This is a genomic window from Parasulfuritortus cantonensis (assembly GCF_004337445.1).
In the GTDB taxonomy this organism is placed as follows: domain Bacteria; phylum Pseudomonadota; class Gammaproteobacteria; order Burkholderiales; family Thiobacillaceae; genus Parasulfuritortus; species Parasulfuritortus cantonensis.
Genome location: NZ_SJZB01000043.1, coordinates 1 through 20,992, shown reverse-complemented (window position 1 = coordinate 20,992; position 20,992 = coordinate 1). Strand labels below are relative to the sequence as shown.

Here is a 20,992-nt window from a genome sequence, read left to right as displayed (position 1 = left end):
GCGCTCAGAAGGTCAGGCGCAGGGCGAGGCCGACGCGGGTGTCCTGGCGTGGCCGGGTGTCCTGCTCGAAGGCGTACTTCGGCTCGGCCGGCAACATCTCCAGGCGCCAGCCGGGGGCGGCCAGATGCGCCTCGGCGAGGTGCGGGAGGAGGGCGATATAGGCCTCCTGGCCGGCCGGTACGTAGCCGCGCAGGGCGCCGTCCGCCTTGCCGCCGGCCTTGGCTACGGCCGGCGCGGCGGCCCCGGCCGCCACGGCCATGCTCATCATGAACAAGCGCCGCTTCACCTTCCGTCTCATGGCATCCCCCTGTCCTGGCAAGGTCACGCAACTGACTGATTTCTATATAGCAAGCCGATGGCCGAGCGGGGAAAAAAGCGCGCCTCAGGCGGTGGCTTCCGGCGCCCGGTCGAGGCGTGCGCGCTGGGCCGCATGGAGGCCGACCAGGAGCACCGGCAGGGCCGCCAGGCTCCACGGCGACGGGTGGCCGTAGGCGGCCAGGGCCACGGTCCCGCTCAGGAACAACATGACGTTGCCGAAGCCGACGCCCCGGGCGTAGGCGCCGAGTTGCATGGCGGCCAGCCAGACGGCCAGGCCGGCCTGCGCCCAGGTCGCCCAGGCCTCGGGCAGCGGCGTCAGGAGGCCGAGCACGGCCGGCCAGGTGACCAGGGCGAAGGCGTAGGGTTCGGCGAGGCGGTTGCTGAGGTCGGTGTCGGTCATGGCGGTCAGGGACGCACGCGGTAGCTGGACAGGGTGCGCTCGGGTTGGTTGTTCACGGGGGCCGGGTTGACGTTGCTGTCGACGCTGCCGTCGTCCTTCAGCACCTGGGCGGACAGGCTGATGCTGGTCGGGATGGTTTGTTCCTCGTCGACCACGCCTTTGACCCGGCGCAGGCGGCCGGCCTCGGCGGCGTTGCCGGCGGTCTCGGCGGCCACCGCGTCCTGCTCCAGGGCGGCCATGTCGGTGCTGCGGTCGTTGCTGCCGTAGTTGGCGGTGACCACGAAGTTGAGCACCGTACGGCCGGCCGCGACGGCGTTCTTCACCGGCGTCTCGAAGGTGCGCAGCATGGAGTCGCTGTCGCGGTTGTTGGCGCCCTGGGTGAGCGGCGTGAGGTTCTTCCAGTCGTCGCCCGGGCCGCCGATGTTGTGGTTGAGCAGGTGGCCGCGCACGTAATAGCTGCTCCGCCCGGAGGCGCTGCGGCGTTCGTTCAGGCGGTCCCAGTGGCCGCCGCCGACGCTCGGGCTGCCGCCGCTGAAGCCCCAGGCGGCGCGGTCGGCGGTCAGGCGCGGCACGCGCACGAAGGTGCCCCAGCCGCGTGCCGTCTTCGGGCCCCAGACCGGCGGCGTCGCCGGCTGGGCGCCGCCCAGGGGCATGAAGCGGGCGGTGACCGTGGCGAGGTCGGCGAGCAGGGTGTCGATGCGCGTCGCCTGGGCCGCCTGGGGCGCGCCGGCGTGCGAGGTTCCGGCCGGTGCGCCGGCGGGCGGTGCGGCCGCCGAGCCGGCCGGGGCCGCGGCCGCCTCCTGGATCGCCGTGTCGATCTGGCCGGCCAGGGTCAGGGCGGTGTCCTTGTCGGCCTGCTTGTCGGGCGCGACGGTCACCGCGCCGATGAACTCGGCATAGGTCTGCGGCGTCGAGGCGATCATCAGGCGGGCCGAGCGGTCGTTGCCGCGGATGTACAGGCTGTGGCTCTGGTTGCCGACCCGGAAGCTGCGCCGCGCCCGCCACCATTCGCGCACCCGGCCGACGGCGCCGCGCACCGCCGCGCCGGCCCGGCGCACCATGTCGATGACCGCCCGGCCCAGGCGCAGGGCACGCTCGATGAGCCAGTCGATGGCGCCGTTCACGCGTTCGCGCAGGCCGCCCAGGATCTCGCGCAGGCGTTGCGACAGCCGGCCCAGGCCGGCCTGGTTGGCCAGGAAGCCGATGGCGATGGGCAGGGATGCGGCCAGGGCCCCCTCGACGAACCCGGCCGCCTCGCCGATGGCGCCGCGGGCGATGCCGACGATGCCGTCGAGGACGCGGTTGACGATCTCCAGGATCTGGCGCAGGTAGGCGATGAACGACTGGATGGCCCGGTAGATGGCGATCAGGGTGTTGATCACCGGCATGATGCCGCTGACGTCGAGCAGGGACAGCAACCAGCGGCTGGCCCAGCCGATCACCCGCTCGGTGATGTAGCCGATGACGCCGCTGACCACGGTGTTCCACAGGTTGGCCAGGCGTTCCGAGAGCTCGCGCCAGAGCCCGGCGGGGCCGTCGTTGATCAGGGTGGCGACGAACGACCAGACCCCGGTGGCGATCGTCAGCATCTGCTGCAGGCGGGCCACGATGGCCGGGTCGAGGCGCCGGCGCAGGCGCGCGAAGATGTTGTCGACGGTGACGCCGAGCACCTCCATGACGAAGCCGAGCACCGAGCGCAGCGAGAAGTCGGCCGGCGGATTGATGCCGGCCTCGCGCACGGTGCTGAACAGCCAGCCGGTGAAGCCGGTCAGGAGGTGGCGGCCGATGTTGCCGAAGAAGCCCGTGAAGCCGGCCCCCATGGCGCGCAGCAGGTTGACCAGGAAGCCGATCGGGTTGCTCAGGATCGCGCCGATGGCCCCGGCCGCCTTGGCGAGTATCTGCACGACCAGCTGGGCCGGCACCCCGAGGATGCCCAGGACGGCCTGGAAGAAGGCCCAGGCGGCGCCCGCGAGGTCGCCGTCGACGAAGATGCGGCGCAGGATGCCGAGGGCGGTCTGCTGCACGCGCGGCCACAGGGTCGGGTCGCTGAAGAACTGGCCGAACACCGGGATGCGGGCCAGGATCTGGTTCTTGATGAAGTTCTCGATCGGGTCCCGGATGCAGGCCGGCACCCGTTGCCAGATCGAATTGAGGACCAGGAGCGGCAGTTGCAGCAGGTCGCCGAACACGGTGATCAGCTTGCGCACCGTCTCCAGGACCGTGTGCAGGAAGGGCGTCAGGGCGTCGAAGCCCTGCACCAGCCAGTTGAACAGGGCGGCGACGCCGTCGCGCGCCCAGGTGACCAGGCGGCCGACCGCCTCCTCCAGCCAGGTGAACGCCCCGGCCAGCCAGGACAGCAGGGCGTTGGCGCGCAGGCGCCCGACCAGGCCGCTGACCAGGGTGCCGACGCCGGCGATGCGCTGGCCCAGCCACTGGCCGGCGCCGACGATGATCCGGCGCACGGTGGCGATCACCGCCTGCACCGAGGGCAGCACCGAGGCCAGGGTGTCGCGCGACTGGGGTACCCCCTCGCCGCCGTTCATGCCTTCCGAGGCGCTGTTCAGCTCGCTCGACAACTGCTGGGCGTGCTGGCCCATCTCGCGCACGAAGGCGGGCGGGATCAGCTCGGCGACGCGGCCGGCGAATTCCGCCACCGGCTGCCAGACCGGCCGCGTGCGCGCCTTGACCCAGTCCCAGGCCTCGCCCGCCTTGCGGCTGATCCAGCCGATCACGCCGCCCTGGCTGGCGCCGTTGGCTTCGCCGTCTTCGGAGCCGAACAGCTTGTCCTTGAACCAGTTCCAGATGCGCGCCGCCGCCTCGCGCACCGGCCGGATCCACTCCCACAGGCGCCGGCCCAGGTCCTGGATGCCCTGCCAGACGGCGCCGCCGAAGTCGCGCAGCCATTGCACGGCCGGGGCGCCGAAGTTGCGCCAGAGGTCGCTGAAGAACTGGCCGACCGGGCGCAGGAACTCGGTCAGCTTGTCCCAGGCCACGCCGACCGTGTCGACCACGAAGGTCTTCAGGTCGGCAATGGCGCGCATGAGCGGCTCGCAGTTGCCCGAGGCCAGGGCGGCGACGATGCGGGCGGCGCGCTGGACCAGGCCGGCGAACAGGTCGATCAGCTGGCGCGGTCCCTCGAACGGCACCAGGGCGCGCAGGCCGGCGATGAAGCCGTCCCAGGCGCGCGCCACCTGGCGGCCCAGCCAGGCCAGGATGCCCTCCTCCTTGATGGCGCGCACGGTGCGGGCGAACTCCGGGGCGATCGACTCGAGCAGGCGCCAGCCGTACTCGGCCACCTTGTCCAGGGCCCAGTTGGCGATGTCGCCCAGGGTGTCGGCGACGCCGTGGTACAGGCGGCTCCAGAAGCCGCGCCGGACCGGCTGGCGGGCCGCGCCGGCGGCCTGGCCGCGCTGCTGGGCGACGTGGACCAGCTCGTGGGCGAGCAGGAAGCGGCCCGGCCCGGTGTCGGGCCGGAAGCGGCCGGCATTGAAGGCGATGTGCTCGCCGACCGCGAAGGCATGGGCGTGCAGGACCTCGTTCAGGCGTACCGCGTCGGCGCCGGTGTGGACGCGCACCGCGCCCAGGTCCATGCCCAGGCGCGCCTCCATGTCGGTGCGCAGCGGCGGCGGCAACGGTTCGCCGCCAGCCTGCAGGGCGGCGATCTCGCGTTCGACGGTCTCGGGCAGGGCCTGTTCGTCCTCGATCTCGGGAGGTGGGCGCTTGCTCTCGTCCGGCGGCGCCACGGCGCGCCGGATGGCCGGGCGCGGGTCGCCGGCGACCGGGGTCGGCGCGGGGCGCGCCAGGGCCTGGGCGGCGACGCGGTCGGCCTGCTTCTCGGCCTCGTCATGGGCCCCGCCCAGCTTGAGTTTGGCGCGCACGCCGACCGGCAGGGCCGGACGCGTCCGCGGCCGGGGCACCGGCGGCTTGTGGACGAGGACGGCCGCGGGCATGGCCTCAGCCCGGCCGGCGGCCGGTCAGGAGAGGCGCGCCGGCCCGGGTTGCCGCTACCATGGGCAGGCCGTGATCGTGCCGGTCGGGTCGGCAACCTGGATGGTGCCCGTGGCTCCGGCCTTGAAGGTCGTCAGGGTGGTGCCGTCCGCCGCCACGGTATGGAGCTGGATCACCGTGTAGAACGGGTGGAAGGGCCCGCTGCCGACCCGGTATTCGTGCGGGATGGCCAACAGCAGTGTCGCGGCAGTAAACGGCGGCGCCGTGCCGCAATGGCCCGAGTAGGCGCAGTCGCCCAGGATGGCCCGGGTGCCCAGGCCGGCCACGACGGTGTCGGTCATCGACAGCGCGTTGCATGGCGCGCCGCCGCCGCCCGCCCTGCAGTGGCCGCCGCTGGCCGGGTTGCACGAATAGGGCCCCGGACTGGAGGCCGTTCCCGCGACATCCATCTCCCGGTATTGGACGTTATGGAAGTTGACGACGTCCGGCAGCAGGTATGGCCGCGTCTGGATGCCGGAGTCGGCGCTGTTCTGGGTGTGCTTGACGACGGTGCCCGGTTCGCGGTCCATGACTAGGGCGGTGGGGGCCAGCACGGTGAAGGTGAGGCTGGCGGCGTTGGCCCGTACGGTGACGCCGCCAGCCGTGTCCGGGGCGGTGAAGGTGACCGATATCCCGTTGACGGCGGACAGCGTCCCGGCCGTACTCGTCCAGGCGGCGCTGCCGGCCGAATGGGTCAGGGTCACCTGTTCGCCGACGCCTATCGTGGTGCGCGTCCGCGCGCCCGGCGAGGTTTCGACGGTCTGGCTGGCAATGGTCGCAGGTGGCGTCGTAGCGGGCGGCGTGGTGCCGGGCGGCGTGGTCCCGGGCGGCGTGGTCCCGGGCGGCGTGGTGCCGGGTGGCGTGGTGCCGGGCGGCGTGGTGCCGGGCGGCGTGGTGCCGGGCGGCGTGGTGCCGGGCGGTGTGGTCCCGGGTGGCGTGGTGCCGGGCGGCGTGGTTCCGGGCGGCGTGGTTCCGGGCGGTGTGGTTCCGGGTGGTGTGGTTCCGGGTGGCGTGGTTCCGGGTGGCGTGGTGCCGCCGGCGAACTGGCTGTCCAGGGCGGTCATGGTACGCGGTCCGACCAGGCCGTCGGGGTCGAGGCCGTGGGCGCGCTGGTAGGCTTGCACGGCGGCCTGGGTTTCCGACTTGAAGACGCCGTCGACGCCATGCGCCGGCAGGGGGAACCCGGCATCGACCAGGGCCTGCTGGAGCTTCTCCACGGCGCCGCCGCGGCTGCCGTATTGCAGATAGCGCTCGTCGTCGTAGCAGGCCTCGAGCACGGGGTCGCCGGCAAACCGGGCCGCGCGCAGGTCGTGGCCGTCGCCCAGGCGGCGCTGCAGGGTTGCCGGGCCGCCCTGCTGGAGGGTGTGGGCCAGTTCGTGGGCCAGCAGCCGGCGGCCGCCGCCGGTCTCGGGCGAGTACTCGCCGGCGCCGAACACGATGTGCTGCCCGACCGTGTAGGCGCGGGCGTTCACGGACTGCGCGGAGCGCTCGGCGGCGTTGCCCTGGTGCAGGCGGACCTGGGAAAAATCGTGGCCGAAACGCTGTTCCATGTCGCGCCGCAACAGCGGTTCCAGCGGCCGGCCCGGCTGCCCGAGCGCCTGGTCGACGCTGGCTGGGGCCTGTCCCCCGGCCGGGTTGGCCGAGGCGACGGTTTCCTTGCGCCGCAGGTCGGGCGCGGAAGCGCCGGTGAGTCGCTTGCGTTCCTCGTCCTCATCCTCCTGCTGGCAGGACGCGCACTTGCGCTGGAGCATGCCCGCCGGTTCTGCCAGCGCCCGGTCGGCGGCGGCGTCGGCCTCGCGTTCGTAGACGTCGTCGGGGGCGCCGACCTTGAGCTTGGCGCGCAGTGGGTAGCCGAGCACTTCCCGGACGGCGGCCCGGTCGCTGTCCGCGCGCGCCGGGTGCACCGTCACCGCCTTGCGGTGGCTGCTCTTGCGTCGGAGGATGAACAGGGTCTTCATGGTGCTCTCCCGGACGGGTCGGTCAGGTGGGCGGGGTGGTCGCCACGGGGGTCAGGTCCGGCCGGGCGAAGGTGCCAGCAGGCCGGCCAGGGCGCCGACGGCGGCCGAGCCGATGGCGGTGAGCACCTCCGGAATCTTGACGTCGCCGGTACCGCTGTGGGCGGCGGCGAGGGCGACCGCGCCGGCGACCACGATCAGCACGGTACCGCCGAGGGCGAGGACCACGATCCGGTATATCCAGGGGTCGCTGTCGAGCGGCTTCGGTGGCAGCTCGCTGACCACCTGCTCGGCGATCCGGGGCAGTTCGACGCTCAGGTTGTTCTTCACCCGGTCGCTCAACTCCGGACTGTTGACGATGCGGTTGGCCAGAGTGATCGCCGAGCGGATGCTTTCCTGTTCCATGGGGTCTCCTTTGCGCGGTCGGGTTCCGGTCGTCACACCAGGGTGAAGCCGACCGCCGTGTTGACGGCGTCCTTGATGGTCGCCAGGCCGGCGTTCAGGGCGGCCTCGACGGCCAGGATGCCCAGCCCTTCCAGGGTCAGCATGACGGTGCGGGTGGCGTTCTTCTGGATCTCCAGATGCAGGCGGGCCTGTTCCTCGTTGATCTTGCCGGCCGCCTTGAGGGCCTCGATCATGACCAGGGTCTGGGCCAGTTTCTTGGCCTCGGCCTGGCCGTACTCCTTGATCTCTGGCCACTTCTTGGCGAACACGGTCTTGAATGCCGCGAGGATGTTCTTGCCCAACTGGGTGCTGTTCAGGCTCATGGTCGACTCCTAATCGCTACGCAGTAGGCACCGGATCAGTCGCCCCGGCGCTTGGCGAGTTCGAGCTTCAGGATCGCCGTGAAACAGGTGTTGAACTGGCTGCGCAAGGTGGCGATCTGGTCCTTGGACAGGCAGGCGATCTTGTGCAACTGCTCCAGGGCGTCGTAGTTCCTGGCCAGCAGCTGCGTCTCTTCCGTGGTCAGCTCGTTGTTCGGGATGGCGGCGGCGCGCACGGCGATCGCGCTGACGTCGACCTTGGCCTCCTTGTAGAAGGCCGGGTAGTGGTCGTAGCGGCACTCCGGCAGGCCCTCTGCGGCCTCCAGCGCGACCAGGTGGGTTTCGGTCTTCTTCTGCAACGCGCTGACCGCCTTGTCGGTGGTCTCGTCGTAGTTGCTGACCAGGCGTATGGAACAGCCGGCCGCGGCCAGGGCGAGCCCGGCGGCGAGCAGCAGGGCGGCGATGCGCGGGCGGTGTGCGGGGTGGGTCATGGCGGGGCTCCTTTCCGGTCCGGGCGTCAGCTGGCCAGCACGACCAGGTCGATCAGCACGTTGCCGACCGTGCTCCGGCGGTCGGCATGCAGGGTGCAGGTGAGCGACACGTTGTCGGCATAACCTTCGAGCACGTTGCCGACGAAGGCGGCGCGGTCGGCGATCACCGAGCCGGCCGGGGCCTGCTCCTTGGCGGCCCGGTACCAGGTGTTGCCCTGGCCGACGAAGCTGGCCGCGACCACCGTGTTGCGCGGCTCGGCGATGCTGTTGTCGACCAGGAACAGGCGGGCGTAGCCGTCCACCTGCTTGCTCAGCTTGCGTGCCGTGTCGAAGGTGCCGGCGGCCAGGTTGGCCTTGACCGCGCTCAACTGGTTGCCCTCGATGCGCAACTCGCTGCCGCCGGCCTTGACGTTGTCGCCGGTCAGGCTGCTGGCGACGATGCCGGCATCCGGGTTGCGGTAGCCGGCGACGCCGTTGCCGAGCAGCAACCAGCCGTCTACCGTGTTGCCGGCGAGGACGCCGCCGACCTTGGCGTTTTCCAGGCGCAAGGCCCAGTCGGGGGCGTAGCTGAACCACTGCGCGACCATGTCGTCGAGGGCCGCGGCGGTCTCGGCGACGTTCATCTTGCTGCCGGCGAGCAGGTCGGACATCGAGGCGCCGGGGCTGGTCCGGGCCAGCCGGACCGTCGTCCCGGTGGTCTGGCCGAGCTTGCCCTTCCAGCTCGTCCGCGCCGTCTTGGACATGCCGGCGATCAGGCTGGCCGCCTTGCCCAGGGCGGCGTCGTAGGCGTTCGGGTCGTTGAGCAGTTCGGCCTTGCCGAGGGCCAGGATGGCCTCGCTGACGGCGGCATCGCCGACCGCGTCGGCCGCCGCCCATTTCTTGCCGGCACTGGCGACCAGGGTCTTGATCTGGGCATACAGGACGTTGTCGCGCCAGGCCAGGTCGCAGGTGGCGCTGCCCTGGCCGGCCACGCTGATCATGGCCGGGCCGTCCGCGCTGCCACTGGTGCGCGCGAACCGGCAGCCGGCGGCGCGCGCCGTCGCCGCCTGGATGGCGAGCTGGCCGGTGGCGGTGCCGAAGCTGAGCGTGAGGTTCTCCAGGATCACTTCGTCGGCCTCGACCGCCAGCTTGGCCCCGGCATAGGTGATGCGCGCCGATTCCGGCCCTTCGCCGCTGATGCGCAGGCTGCGCTTGCCGGCGATCTCGGGCAGCTGGGCGAGGGCATAGTTGCCGGCCTTCAGGCACAGCCAGAGATCGCTGAGCTTGTCCGACTTGGCGAATTGCTCGAGCAGGATGCCCAACTGCTCGGGCGAGGTGACCGTGACGGCACAGCCGCCCGACTTGTCGCAGAGCACGCGCAGGGCGTCCTGCACGGTGGTCACCGAGGGCGATTGCAGGTCGCTGCAGAGGCCGTCGTCGTCCTTGTCGAAGGGTAGGTGGCCGGCGTTGAACGTGCACAGCAGTTTGTCGACCACGGCGCCGAGGCTGGTCGGCCCGGCCAGGCCGAGCCCGCCGGCGACGCTGGCCGCACTGCCGCAGGCCGGCACGGTGTAGGGCAGGTGGCCGCCATCGAGCTTGCAGAGCAGGGTGTCGAGGGCGTCGCGCACGGTCAGCTTGCCGTCGCCGTCCGGGTCGAAGGCGGTCTTGAGGAGGCCCCGCACCGTGTTGCCGGCGCTACCGGCGCAACTGGGCAGGCCGTAGGCGATGTCCTCGGCGCTGATCGCGCACAGGATGTCGAGGGCGTCCTGGACGTTCTTGGCGCCGGCATACAGGCCGACGCACTGGTCGCTGAAGCCGACGTCGCGGGCGGTGATGTCGGTCAGGGGCGGGAAGGCCAGGCGCCGGCGCATGGCATCGTCGGCGGCGACCAGCTTGGTGTCCTTGCCGATCTCGCCCAGGAACAGGTAGTGGTGGCGCACGCCGGCCGGCGGCGCCTCCTCGAGGACGTAGTCGCCGCTGGCGTCGGCCGCCTCGCGCACCGGCGCCAGCCAGTAGTCGCCGGGCACGAAGGCGCGGTCCTTGCAGGCCAGGGCCAGCTCCAGGCGTTCCAGGTTGACGGCGAGCGCGCCGGCGTCGAAATAGACCCGCCCGGGCGCCTGGCTGGCGGCCGCGCCCGGTTTCAGCTCGACGCCGCGGTCCTGGTTCGGGAAACCCGGGTCGAGCTGGCCGTCGCTCAGGCGGATGCGCATGGCGCCGTCCCACTGGCGCACGTAGGTCTTCGGCTCGTCGGCATCGGTCGGGGCCTCGCAGGTGGCCTTGATCAGGCCGCGCAGCTTCTTCGGGTTGGCGGCGAAATGGTTGCCGAGCAGGCGCTCGGTGTCGGCGTCGTAGAATTCCCACAGCCACTCGCCCTGGTTGAAGCCGGTCGGCATGGCGGCCACGGCGCAGGCCTCGGCGCCGTTGTCGCGCGACCACTTCAGGGTCAGCCATTGGCCCTGCGGGACGTAGTCGTGCACCTCGACCCGGAACAGGTAGTTGCCGATGCGCTCGTCGGCCTTGGCCTGGCTGGCGCACGGGTCGCAGGCATCGCCGGCGCTGTCGACCAGGTTCAGCTTGAGGCTGAGCGGGGCGTCGCCCATGGCCGGGTTCTGGGCCGGGTCCATGGGGTCGGTCTGACGGCTCGGGTCGGTCGCGTCCCAGGTGCACCACTTCACCTGCAGCATGGTCTGGCTGCGCGTCGCGGTGTCGGCGCCGTGCAGGGCGGCGTCGAGCAGGGCCGGCTCTTCCAAGGCGGTGACCGTGCGTTCCCATACGTCGGCGTAGAGGCGCACCTTGGCCGCCGTGTAGTCGGCTTGGATGGGGTAGTCGGGCTGGCCGGCGACCGGCACCGGGGCGGCGCCGGCCAGGCCGGCCGGCACGCCCTCGACGTACAGCCGGCCGGGCCGGATGCGGATGTCGGGCGGGTTGCCGGAGGAGGCGACGTTGACCAGGCCGAGGCCGCCGACCCGCGGCGCGCCGCCCGGCACGGCGCCGTCCGTGACCAGGCTGCCGGAGATGGCGTCGCGCAGGGCGGCGACCAGGGCCGCCTTCTGGATCTCGGTCAGCTCGTTCCAGTCGGCGTCCAGGATCATCCGGCCCTGTTGCAGGTAGACGCCGGAGTAATGGCGTTCGGGGTCGAAGGTGGCGCGGGAGATTTGGCTTTTCATGGTGTTCCCCGTTAGATGGCGACCGGCGGCGGGCAGGCCAGGCCGGAATCGGCGACCAGCACGGCCTCCATGCCCACCGGCAGGAATTCCTGGAGCTTGTCGAGCACGGCGCGCCGGCGCAGGACGTGGCGGTAGTCGTGGCAGGCACCCATCTCGCCGCCGTCCTCGGCGCCGGCCTGGATGGCCGGGTCGCAGTCCGGGTGCAGGACGGCGCAGCCCGGGCTGCCGAAGGCGGTGTTCCAGAACAGCGGTACGGCCGTGCTGCAGCTGGCGCCGTAGCAGCGCAGGTCGGCGATGTGGCCGTCCGAGCGCCAGGGCGTGCCGGCCAGTTCCTCGTCGGCCGGGATGTAGAACAGGCGGCTGTAGCGGATGCAGCCGGCGGCCGGGACGTCGTCGCCGACGCCGTCGGCGCGCAGGGGCGGCAGCAGGATGCTGTCGCTCGCCTCCAGCTCGGCGGCGACCAGGCTGTCGAGCACGGTGGCGTACTCCAGGCGCACCCGGCCGGCCGCGGCTGCGAGCTCACCGAACAGGCAGGCCCGGGCGGCGAGCACCGGGGCGTCGGCGGCGGCGCCGGCGACCTGCACCCGGCGCAGCGCGCAGCCGGCCAGCTCGACGGCACCGTTGCCGACCTCCAGGCGGTCGTCGAACCAGAAGTTCTCGAACCGGTACACGGCCGCCTCGGCGAGCTGGACCACGCCGGTCAGGCGCAGGGGCGCCGGGGTCAGGGCACGCAGGGTGAGCCGGGGCCGCTCGGCGCCCTGCCAGGTGCCGCGCCGGAGTTCGAATTCGACGTCGCCGTCCTGCCACAGCCGGTCGCTGTCGCTGCCCAGGTCGGTCGCCAGCGCGGCCGCGACGGCGCCGGCCAGGCCGCTCCAGTCCCGGCTCGCCGGCGCCGGCGCGAAGAAGCCGTCCGGCGGCGCCAGATGCAGCAGGACCCGGCGCGGGTGGGCGTGGCCGCGGCGGCCGTCCGGCGTGCGCAGGTCGGCGGTGCGGCGGGACACGTCCTGGTAGCCGTCCGCCTGGCAGGGCAGGCCATGGCGGTTGACCTGGCGCCAGGTGACCGGCGCGCCGGCGAAGGTGGTGGTGTGGGCGCCCGAGTTGCCGGTGTCGCATTGCACCGCGCGCGAGCAGTAGCGCAGGTCGAGCGTGGCGGCCGGCAGGCCGGGGTGGCGAGCACGCAGGGCCGGCGTCGCGGGCTCCGCGATGGCCGCCTCGCCGTAGGCCGCCTCGGGCAGCAGGGCGCGGTCGACGCGCGGCGTGATGGCGACCCGCTTCCAGCCTTCCTGGATCTCGACCTCGAACTGGCCGACCGCCTCGGCGATGGCCTCGATGGCGCGCCGGGTCCCCTTGCGCTGGCGCCAGGCCACGGCGTCGGCCAGCTCGGCCCGGCGCCCGGCCTCGTCGGGCGACACCAGGCTGACGTCGAGCAACTGGGCGAAGTAGGGCAGCAGCCAGGCCTGGCAATGCTCGCCGTCCGGGTCCAGGTCCGGGAAGCTGTCGGCCCGGCGCTGCTCGACGGTGGCGTGCAGGGCGTCGAGCAGTTCGCCGTACACGGCGAGCAGGCGCTTCAGGTCGCCCGAGCTGTCTTCCTCGCGCCAGCGCGCGGGCAGCCATTCGAGCAGGCGGGCGGCGTAGTCCGGGCTCATAGTCCGTATTCCTTGACGAGGATGTCGGCCTGGTCGAGGACCAGGCACTGGCCGGCGCCGGGCGTCGCGGTCAGGGCGGCGCCGTCGACCTGGGCGACGCGGGCGGGCGTCGCGCCGGCCGGCGCGGCCGACAGGGCGATGGCGCAGTCGCTGTTCTCGACCCCGGCGACGCCGTCCACCACCTGGTAGACCTCGCCCCGGTAGAGGACCTGGCCGAGTTGCCGGACCTGTTCGGAAAAGGCCGCCGCGAGCGCGTCCGCGACCGCCTCCCTGACCGCCTGGACATCGTAGGCGTCGCTGCGCACGCGCAGGGTCACGGCGAGGCGGAAGCCGAGCCGCTGGTAGTCGGTCACCGCCAGCGCCACGCCGGGCTGGGCGCGCGCCGCCAGGTAGTCGCGCAGGTCCTGCTTGAGCGGGGCCGAAAGGGTGCCGCCGCCGGCCGCCATGACCACCACCTCGATGCGTTCGCGCTGGCCCAGGCCGGGCGGGCGCCGGAACGCCCGGGCCTGCCAGACGCTGGCGTGGCCGCGCGCCAGCTTGGCGTAGTCGGCCAGGGAGACGGCGCGGTCGAGGGCGAGCAGGGTGGCCGGCGCCTCGACGCGCAGGTCGGCGTTGGCCTCGCGGTCGGCGCCGCCGCTGGCGGCGATCGGCTGGGCCACCGTCTCGACCAGGGAATGCGGCTTGGCCGGCTTGGCGAAGCTGCCGGCGGCCAGGTTGCCGGCCGCGCCGGCACCCTGGCGGAAGGCCACCCGGACGTTGTTGCCGCCGCTCGGCAGGCGGCGGCCGTGGCGGCCGTCGCCGAACTGGACCTCGGCGTGGCCGTCCTGGTCGACGCGCACCTGGTAGTGGGCAGCGCTGGGGCCGGAATCCTTCAGGCTGGCGACCTGGGTCCAGGTCTCGCCGGCCACCGTCACGGCCAGGGCGGCGCGCACCCCGGCGCTCATGCCGGCGTCGGCGACGTAGGCGAGGTCGGCCACGGCGAGGGTGAAACGCTGGTTGCTCAAGGTGCCGTCGCCGCTGCCCAGCACGCGTGCCGGCCGGCTCTCGCCGTGGCCGGCGGCGACCACGTTGGCGTGGATGCGCAGGTTGCCGCAGGTGGTGCCGGCCGGCAGGTCGTCGCCGAGGTCGAACCAGGAACGGTCCGGGGCGAGCCTGGCGAGCACGGTCTCGCGCGTCGCCGTGCCGTTGCCGGCGAGCACGGCGCGGCCGGCCTTGAGGCCGGCGGGCAGGCTTTCCGGGACGACCCGGCGGCCGTTCAGGGGGGTGGCGTTGTCCTGCCAGCCGAGGGCCCGGGCGACCAGGGCGAAGTGGCTGTAGAGCCGGCTCGCGGCCAGGAAGAACGGGCCGCCGCCGCGGTCCTGCCAGGTCCCGGCGGCGCCCAGGGTGGCCTCGCCGTGTTCCAGGTCGAGGGCGACCGTGGCGAGCCGGGCCCAGGCCAGCTGGTTGCCCTTGGCCAGCACGGCGAGGTCGCCGGCGCCGGTCTGCTTGCCGGCCTCGGTGACCAGTTCGCGCACCAGGTGGCCGTCGGCGCTCTTGTTCAGGAAGCGGTCCACCGGCCAGGCGCCGGGCGTCGGTGGCGGCGCCAGCAGGGCCTGCGGGTTGGCCAGGCGCAGGTCGGCCGTGCCGGGCACGTCGTCGCTGTCCGGGTGCCAGGTCAGGGTCAGGGCGGTGTAGCCTGGCCGCTCGTCGGCGGCGATCCGGGTGTTGGTCACCGGCACGTACTTGGCGTGCAGGCAGCGGTACATCGGCAGGTACTCGCGCCCGGCCACGGTGCGGATGTCGGCCAGCCAGAGGCCGGCCAGGCGCGACCAGTCGCCGGCCGCGTAGACGACGTCGAGCACGCTGCCGGGCGGGGTCTCGGTGGTCCGGCCGTCGGGCGGCTCCCGGAGGTCGGACAGCGGCACGGTCAGCGCGCGTGCCACGGTGGCGCCGGTCAGGGTCAGTTGCCCGACCGGGCGATGGAAGACCAGGCGCTGGCCGGCGGCGGACTTGATGCGCCGGTAGTAGGGCTTGTCGTCGCCGGAGGCGATCACGACGATGTCGCCGGCGGCCAGGCCGGCGGCCGGCACGGCCAGCTGCAGGGCGTGGCCGACCGCGTCGACGCCGGTCGTCGCGGGGCCGAGCGGGGCGAGCTTCTCCCGGGCCTGGCCGTGCACCCGGGTCCAGCCCTTGGCGTAGCCGGCCGGGACCGGCGGGGTGACGGTCAGGGTGGTGGTTTCGTCGCCGAGCAGGATGCCCTGGACCTGGTGGGCGGACAGGGCGCCGCTGCGCTCGTCCTCCAGGACCACCGGCTCGCCGCTCTTGAGCTTGTCCAGGCGGCCGGCCAGGACCAGGCTGTGGCCGTCGCCACTGAGCGCCTGCGGGTTGCGCAGGCGGTCGCGCGCGTACAGGGTGTTGCAGGCGCTGTCGGCGTCCAGGTCGGCCAGGGTCTCGAACACCACCGGCGAGCCCTTGGCCGGGCTGTACTTGACCTGCAGGCCGGCCGCCACGCTGCCGGCCAGGCCGGCCTTGACGAACAGGGCCAGCGGCGTGCCGGCCGAGGCGGGCGGGCGCGGCGCGTAGTCGAGCAGGGCGACCAGGCGGCGCAGGTTGTCCCACTGGCTGGCGGTGCCCAGGTAGGCCTCGTTGGCGTAGGCGTCCAAGTGGCCGCCGAGGACGTGGCAGGCGCGCGCGAACTGGCGCGTGAGCTGCCAGAGCATGTCGTCCGGGTCGGTCGCGTAGAGGTCCTCGATGCGCGCCCGGCGCTGCTCGGCCGTCTCGCCGCCGGCCGGCAGCGCGGCCTGGGCCGGCGGCCAGGCCGGGAACTGCGCGGCCAGGCCGGCGCGCAGGCGTTCCAGGAACAGCGCGGCGTTGCCGTCCAGGTAGTCGAAGCGGGCCAGGCCGGCACGGTTCCAGCGCGTCAGGTCGGTCATCCTTTCCTCCCGCCGTGCAGGTTGAGGCGGTAGTAGCCGCGTTCGGGCTCGGCCGGGTCGTTGTCGCAGATGGCGACCTCGAGGCCGTCGAGCGGGATGCGCCCGGCCGCGGTCTGGTCGGGGTAGCGGTCGCCCAGGCGCTTGAAGCGGTTCAGGCAGACGTTGTCGACGCCGTCCAGGGCCATCAGGGTCTGGTAGATGTCGCTCGCCCAGAGGTCCTCGCCGAAACGCAGGCGGCCGGGCGCGAAGAAGCCGCCCGGGCCCTTGCCGAGCGCCGACTCGACGGCGTGGCGGACCTCGGACTGGAAGTAGTCGGCGTCGATCTGCACCGACAGGGCCATGACCACGCCGACCTCGACCGCCTCTTCGAGCACCACCTCCTGGCCGACCATGCGGTAGGCCTCCAGGTAGGGGTAGAGCACGGCGCGCACCGTCGGATGGTCGGCCGGGTCGGGCAGGTAGAGGTCGCGCTCGTCGTGGAAGCGGTCGGTGTCGAGCCAGACTGCCTCGTCGTAATCGCCCGGCTCGTCCAGGCCCAGGTGGGCGCCGCCGTCCGGCTGCCAGGGGATGACGGCGACGTGCACGGTCGACCAGGCGCCGTCCCAGCGTTCCCAGGCGTGGGCGCGCAGGACCAGCGGGTGTTCGCCCAGGCGGGCCTCGAAGTCGGCCAGGGTGACCATGCGGTGCTGGTCGTGGATGGCGCGCGGGCCGTCCAGGCGGGCCTGGTCCATCTTCTCCGGATGGTCCAGCCACCAGTGGTCGAAGCGGGTCCGGTCGGCCGCCGTGACCGGGGCGCGCGACTCGGCTTCGCTGAGGCCGTCGAAGGGCTGGGCGCGGGTGCGCTTGGCCAGGCCGGCGACGTCGTAGCCGACCAGGCCGAGCAGCCGGCGCAGCGACTGCGGCCGCCGGGCGGAGTCCAGGTAGGCCTCGGCGGCGGCCCGGTCGAGGCCGTCGGAAAGCTGGTCGAGGGCGTAGGCGAGCACCTCGACGAGGGCGACCTCGACGTCGGCCGGCGTCCAGCGCTGGCGTTCCGGGAAGCGCGCCACGAGTTCCTGGAGCATGGCCAGGCGGAAACCGTCGTAGTCGCGCTGGTCCCAGTCGAAGTCGTCGCCCAGGCGCGGCAGCGGCGCCGGCAGGTCGGCCTGGCGGCGGCCGCAGTCCGGACATTGGCCCTGGAACGACAGCGTGAGTTCGGGGTCCTTGGCCATCACAGGCCTCCCAGGCTGAACAGCTGGCTTTCGCGGTGGCCGACGGCGGCCAGGGTGTAGGCGATGGCGATGGTCAGTTCGGCGTCGTCGCCGCTCACCGTCACCTCGATGCTCTTGGGGTCGACCTCGCCCTGCAGGGCCTCGGCCAGGGAGGCGAGCAGGCGGCGCTTGGTGATCTGCCAGAGCGGGGTGTCGTTGGGCTCGAACACCAGGGCCTGGATGCCGGCGCCGAACTCGGGCCGGAACACGCGCTCGCCCGGCAGGGTGAACAGGACCTGCTCGATCTGGTCGCGCACGTGTTCGGAACGGCTCGCCAGTTCAGGCTGGCCGGCGGCGACGGCGAACGGGAAGGCCAGGTAGGGGGGGTCAACCAGTCGGCGTGCCATCGCGGTTCCTTGCCGGGCCCGGGACGGGTGCCGGCGCCGTGGCCGGGAGGAGCGGGGACGAGCGCCCGCGCAGCGGCAGCCGCCCCGGGAAGGCGAGCGCGAGCCAATGCCAGCCGCCCAGGCTGGGCATCCCCGTGTCGAGTCTGATCAGCTTCTTCTTCATGCGCTCATCACCTTGCTGGACAGGCTGCTCATCTCGCCCTGCGGCACCGGCGGGCCGGACGGGCCGACCCCGGTCGGGTGCACGTGGGTGGCGAACAGCGTGAGGAAACTGGTGCCCTTGATGACCGGTTCGCCGCCGGCCCCGCCCAGCATCACCTGGCTGCCTTCCAGGGTGACGGTGGCGCTGGTGCTCACCTTCACGCCGCTGGCGGTCATCTCGATCTTGTTGCCGTTGCCGTCCTCCAGGGTCGCGCCCTGGCTGGATAGGGTGAGCACGTTGCCGTTGGCGTCCTCCAGCACGGCCTGGTTGTCGGCCGCGCTCAGGGTCAGCCGGGCGCCGTTGTTGTCGGTCAGCTCGACGTTGCCGTCCTGGTCCATGTCCAACCGGGCCCCCGCGCCGTGGGCTAGGCGCACCGTCTCGGCGTCGTCCTTGTCCTCCAGGACCAGGACGTGGCCCTTGCCGGTGCGCCAGACCTGGCTGGTCGGCTGGTCCTGGACCTCTTCCGGGATGTCGGCGCTTTGCTGCCAGAAGGTGCCGGTCCAGATCGGGAAGTCCATGTTGCCGCCTTCGAACTCGACCCAGACCTGGGCCCCGACGGCCGGGACGCTGAACAGGCCCTGGTTGGCCAGGCCGCCGCAGGGCAGGCAGGGCAGGGCCCAGCCGGTCACCGCCTCGCCGAGCAGGGCGGGCACCGAGAGCTTGACCCGGGCGCGCTTGTCCGGGTCCGCGTTGTCGACCACGAAGCCGCGGTACTTGCCGTAGGCGCGCCGCTGCGACAGGGTCTGGGCGAGTTGCCGTTGCAGTTCGTCGTCGGCCATCACATGACTCCGGCCAGCTTGCCGGCCAGGCCGGCGACGCTGTCGAGGTTGTCACCGTAGGCGTTGCGCAGGAGCCGGAAGCGCTGCTTGTAGCCGGCCGGCGTGAAGCTGTGGCTGACGCTGTCGACGTAATAGACGCCGGACAGCCATTCGCCCAGGCCGTCCACCGGTACCGGCAGGCCGGCCTGGAGGACGTGGCCGTACAGGCTGCCGTCCAGCTCGCCTTCGCCCTGGACGCGGTGCATGTCGAGGTCGTTGGCCTTCATCTGGGCCAGGGCGCGCAGGCGCTCGGCGCTGGCGCCGGCCTGGCCGGACAGTTTCCAGACGAAGGGTTCCAGGCCGGCCGCCTGGCTGTTCGCCTCCCGGGTGCCGAGCAGGGGTACCTGGTCGCGGTCCGGGTAGACGGTCTCGGGCCGGGTGGCGTCGCCGCTCTCGGCCGGGGCGTCGTAAGCCACGGCGTCGGCCTGGTGGCCGTCGGCGCGCACGTTCAGGGACAGGCAGTTGCTGTCGGCGCCGGCGTACACCAGCAGGGTGTCCTGCGGGTCGGCGGAGACGCGCATGGGACCGAAGTAGACCTGGCCGGCGCGGAAGATCAGCTCGTAGCCGTTGAACTCGGCACGCGCCTTGAGGAACTTGATGTCGGTGTCGTCCTGGGCCAGGCCGACCAGGCCGTCCTGGCCCGACTCGCTGTCGCCGTCGGCGGCCAGGCCGTAGCCGGCGAGCACCTCGTCCAGGATCATGCGGTCGCTGTAGGGCAGGTCGTCGCTGCCCCAGGTGACGCGGTGCTGCTGGCGGTCCAGGCGGATGGAGTCGTCCTGGCAGGTCACCCGGACCTGGGCCGCGCCGGCGTCCTGCGGGGTCTCCAAAGTCACCTCGCGGATGTAGCCGCGCATCACCTCCTCGACCCGGCTGCCGAACGCCGCCGAGATGACGATGCGCGCCCAGGGCTTGAGGACGTCGGCGTCCTGCACCGTCCAGCGGCCCAGTTCGTCGCGCCGGGTCTCGAGGCTGAGCGTGGCGGTGGCCGCCTCGGCGCGTCCGGCCTCGACCGCGACTTCGAGCAGGAAGGGATACAGGTCGGCGATCTCGCGGCCGTCCACCGTGATCAGCACCTCGGCGGGGGCGCGTTCCTTTTCCATGAACAGGTTCAGGAACATGGCGTCCTCATTCCTTCGCCTTGGGGATCAGGATGACCTCGCCGACGCGCGCCGCGAGCGCCAGCTCGACGCCGCTGCCGAGGTCCGGGTTGGCGTCCAGGATGCGCCACCACAGGCGGGCGTCGCTGTAGTAGTGGCGGGCCAGGAGGTCGAGGCGGTCGCCTTCCTGGACGACGTGTTCGAGGACGCCGACGGCGGCGCCGATGACGCGCGGCCGGGTGCCCTTGCAGGGCACGTTGCCCTGCTCGTCGGCCTCGAAGCGGCGGGCGTCCTTGTAGCGCGAGTCCTTGAGCAGCATCAGAACAGCCCTCCCAGTGCGCTGGCGACGGTGCGCCCGGTGTTGAGCGCGGCGCCGACGGTCTGGCGCACCTTCTCGACCTCGTAGAACGGGTTGTTGCCCTCGATCACCTGCAGGCTCAGCTTGACCGTGGCGCGATAGGGGGTGAGGTCGGGCAGGTGGGCCGACTCGGCGACCTCGATGCCCTTGAGGAACACCGGCAGGACGTGCTGGCCCCAGACGAACAGCAGCACCGAGGCGGACTGGGCGCGCTGGAAGGCGCGCGTGCCGACCTGGCCCAGGCTGGCGAGCACCTGCAGGCCGCCCGGGCCCTGGGTCTTCGGCTCGACCATGCTGCGCAGGGTGTCCAGCTCGGGCTGGATGCCCAGGCTGCGTGCCAGGGCGTCGTCCTCGTTCATGCGGTCGGTGGCGTCGAGCAGGATCTCGACGTCGAAGCTCTCCGGCTCCACGGCGACGCCTTGGGCGACCCGGGCGGTCTCGGTCGGCAGGGTGAAGTCGTAGCCGCCCCGGGTGGCCGGGGTGTTGCCCAGGGTGAGGGTGACGCTGCGGCTGCGGCTCAGGCCCTGCGGGTTGAACTCGAAGGCCAGGACCAGGGGCGGGATGGCGAGGGCGTATTCGACCAGGAAGCCTTTGACCGGGTTGAGCATGGTTCAGGCCTCCGGTCCCCAGGCGTCATGCCCGCGCGGGTGGGCACGACGGTTGGAAAGGTTCCGGCTCATGAGCGGACTCCTTGCGTAATGGCGGCCCGGATCGACTGGGCGATGTGTTCGGCGATGGCGCGGTCGGAGCGGCGCGCGTCGACCCTGACCGGGCCGACGCCGAGCTGGGCGAGCCGGCCGGCCGGCAAGGCGCAGTCGGCCAGGTGTTCCCCGACCAGGCGGCCGATGTGCTTGGCGCGGCCCTCGAAGCCGGCCGGCAGGGTGATGGCCAGGCGGCCGATCTCAGTCGTCATCGAGCAACTCCCGGGGCAGGTGGGCGGCCAGCGGGCCGAGGTCCTGGGTGGCCACCTCGCGGCCCTCCTTGGCCAGTTCGCGGTACACGGCGTGGGCGATGTGGCCGAGCCCGATCGCCTGGCCCCGGCCGGCCGCCAGGTAGGCGGCGTGCAGGGCGGCGTTGCGGATGCCGCCGCCGGTCAGGGCGATGGCGTTGCCCAGGAACGCCGGGTCGACCTCGGCCGCCACCGGCGCGCGCGGCGGCAGCAGGCGGCGCCACAGCTCGGCCCGGCTGCCGGCGTCCGGGCGCGGGAACTCGATGACCATCTGGAAGCGCCGGGTGAAGGCGGAATCGAGCTGCTTGCGCAGGTTGGTGGTCAGGATGCAGGGGCCGTCGTGGGCCTCGATGCG

General features: G+C 72.7%; 19 protein-coding genes. All 19 read right to left on the bottom strand.

Annotated features, from left to right (window positions below; translation table 11 throughout):
* Positions 1-4 precede the first annotated feature (4 nt).
* Complete coding sequence (locus EZJ19_RS12375; RefSeq protein ID WP_131448048.1) at positions 5-298, bottom strand: hypothetical protein; 294 nt, start codon at positions 296-298, stop codon at positions 5-7.
* Between the two features lie 84 nt (positions 299-382).
* Entirely contained in the window at positions 383-718 is a 336-nt protein-coding gene (locus tag EZJ19_RS12370; RefSeq protein ID WP_131448046.1) for a hypothetical protein, read from the bottom strand.
* 5 nt (positions 719-723) lie between these two features.
* Positions 724-4,668: an eCIS core domain-containing protein gene (locus tag EZJ19_RS12365; RefSeq protein ID WP_131448044.1), complete on the bottom strand. Its 3,945-nt coding sequence runs from the start codon at positions 4,666-4,668 to the stop codon at positions 724-726.
* A 54-nt stretch (positions 4,669-4,722) separates the two neighbouring features.
* The gene (locus EZJ19_RS15920) at positions 4,723-6,663 is read right to left on the bottom strand and encodes an eCIS core domain-containing protein (RefSeq protein WP_165873568.1); all 1,941 of its coding nucleotides are present in this window, start codon (positions 6,661-6,663) and stop codon (positions 4,723-4,725) included.
* A 51-nt stretch (positions 6,664-6,714) separates the two neighbouring features.
* Positions 6,715-7,065, bottom strand: coding sequence for a hypothetical protein (locus tag EZJ19_RS12340; RefSeq protein WP_131448040.1), 351 nt, complete (start codon positions 7,063-7,065; stop codon positions 6,715-6,717).
* A gap of 32 nt (positions 7,066-7,097) precedes the next feature.
* On the bottom strand, positions 7,098-7,427 hold the full coding sequence (locus tag EZJ19_RS12335; RefSeq protein ID WP_131448038.1) for a hypothetical protein: 330 nt from the start codon (positions 7,425-7,427) through the stop codon (positions 7,098-7,100).
* A 35-nt stretch (positions 7,428-7,462) separates the two neighbouring features.
* Positions 7,463-7,915: a hypothetical protein gene (locus tag EZJ19_RS12330; RefSeq protein WP_131448036.1), complete on the bottom strand. Its 453-nt coding sequence runs from the start codon at positions 7,913-7,915 to the stop codon at positions 7,463-7,465.
* Between the two features lie 26 nt (positions 7,916-7,941).
* The gene (locus tag EZJ19_RS12325; protein ID WP_131448034.1) at positions 7,942-11,061 is read right to left on the bottom strand and encodes a DUF6519 domain-containing protein; all 3,120 of its coding nucleotides are present in this window, start codon (positions 11,059-11,061) and stop codon (positions 7,942-7,944) included.
* A gap of 11 nt (positions 11,062-11,072) precedes the next feature.
* Complete coding sequence (locus EZJ19_RS16080) at positions 11,073-12,707, bottom strand: phage tail protein (RefSeq protein WP_206199421.1); 1,635 nt, start codon at positions 12,705-12,707, stop codon at positions 11,073-11,075.
* Positions 12,704-15,619, bottom strand: coding sequence for a baseplate J/gp47 family protein (locus EZJ19_RS16075; RefSeq protein WP_131448032.1), 2,916 nt, complete (start codon positions 15,617-15,619; stop codon positions 12,704-12,706). Before EZJ19_RS16075 ends, EZJ19_RS16080 begins: the two co-directional genes overlap by 4 nt.
* Positions 15,616-16,827, bottom strand: a complete 1,212-nt coding sequence (locus tag EZJ19_RS12310) for a baseplate J/gp47 family protein (RefSeq protein ID WP_131448030.1) — start codon at positions 16,825-16,827, stop codon at positions 15,616-15,618. Before EZJ19_RS12310 ends, EZJ19_RS16075 begins: the two co-directional genes overlap by 4 nt.
* Positions 16,827-17,213, bottom strand: a complete 387-nt coding sequence (locus EZJ19_RS12305) for a GPW/gp25 family protein (protein WP_131448028.1) — start codon at positions 17,211-17,213, stop codon at positions 16,827-16,829. The genes EZJ19_RS12310 and EZJ19_RS12305 overlap by 1 nt, the downstream gene beginning before the upstream one ends.
* Entirely contained in the window at positions 17,194-17,376 is a 183-nt protein-coding gene (locus EZJ19_RS12300; RefSeq protein ID WP_131448026.1) for a hypothetical protein, read from the bottom strand. Before EZJ19_RS12300 ends, EZJ19_RS12305 begins: the two co-directional genes overlap by 20 nt.
* A complete protein-coding gene (locus EZJ19_RS12295) occupies positions 17,373-18,194 on the bottom strand; it encodes a phage baseplate assembly protein V (protein WP_131448024.1) in 822 nt (273 codons plus the stop codon). Before EZJ19_RS12295 ends, EZJ19_RS12300 begins: the two co-directional genes overlap by 4 nt.
* Entirely contained in the window at positions 18,194-19,351 is a 1,158-nt protein-coding gene (locus tag EZJ19_RS12290; protein WP_131448022.1) for a phage late control D family protein, read from the bottom strand. Before EZJ19_RS12290 ends, EZJ19_RS12295 begins: the two co-directional genes overlap by 1 nt.
* A gap of 7 nt (positions 19,352-19,358) precedes the next feature.
* Entirely contained in the window at positions 19,359-19,649 is a 291-nt protein-coding gene (locus tag EZJ19_RS12285) for a LysM peptidoglycan-binding domain-containing protein (RefSeq protein WP_131448020.1), read from the bottom strand.
* Positions 19,649-20,296 carry a hypothetical protein gene (locus tag EZJ19_RS12280; RefSeq protein ID WP_131448018.1) on the bottom strand — a complete coding sequence of 216 codons (648 nt, stop codon included), beginning with the start codon at positions 20,294-20,296 and terminating at the stop codon, positions 19,649-19,651. Before EZJ19_RS12280 ends, EZJ19_RS12285 begins: the two co-directional genes overlap by 1 nt.
* Positions 20,297-20,364: 68 nt before the next feature.
* Positions 20,365-20,601, bottom strand: a complete 237-nt coding sequence (locus EZJ19_RS12275) for a hypothetical protein (protein WP_131448017.1) — start codon at positions 20,599-20,601, stop codon at positions 20,365-20,367.
* A partial coding sequence (locus EZJ19_RS12270; protein ID WP_206199420.1) for a hypothetical protein occupies positions 20,591-20,992 on the bottom strand: 402 nt, incomplete at its 5' end. The genes EZJ19_RS12275 and EZJ19_RS12270, both read right to left, overlap by 11 nt.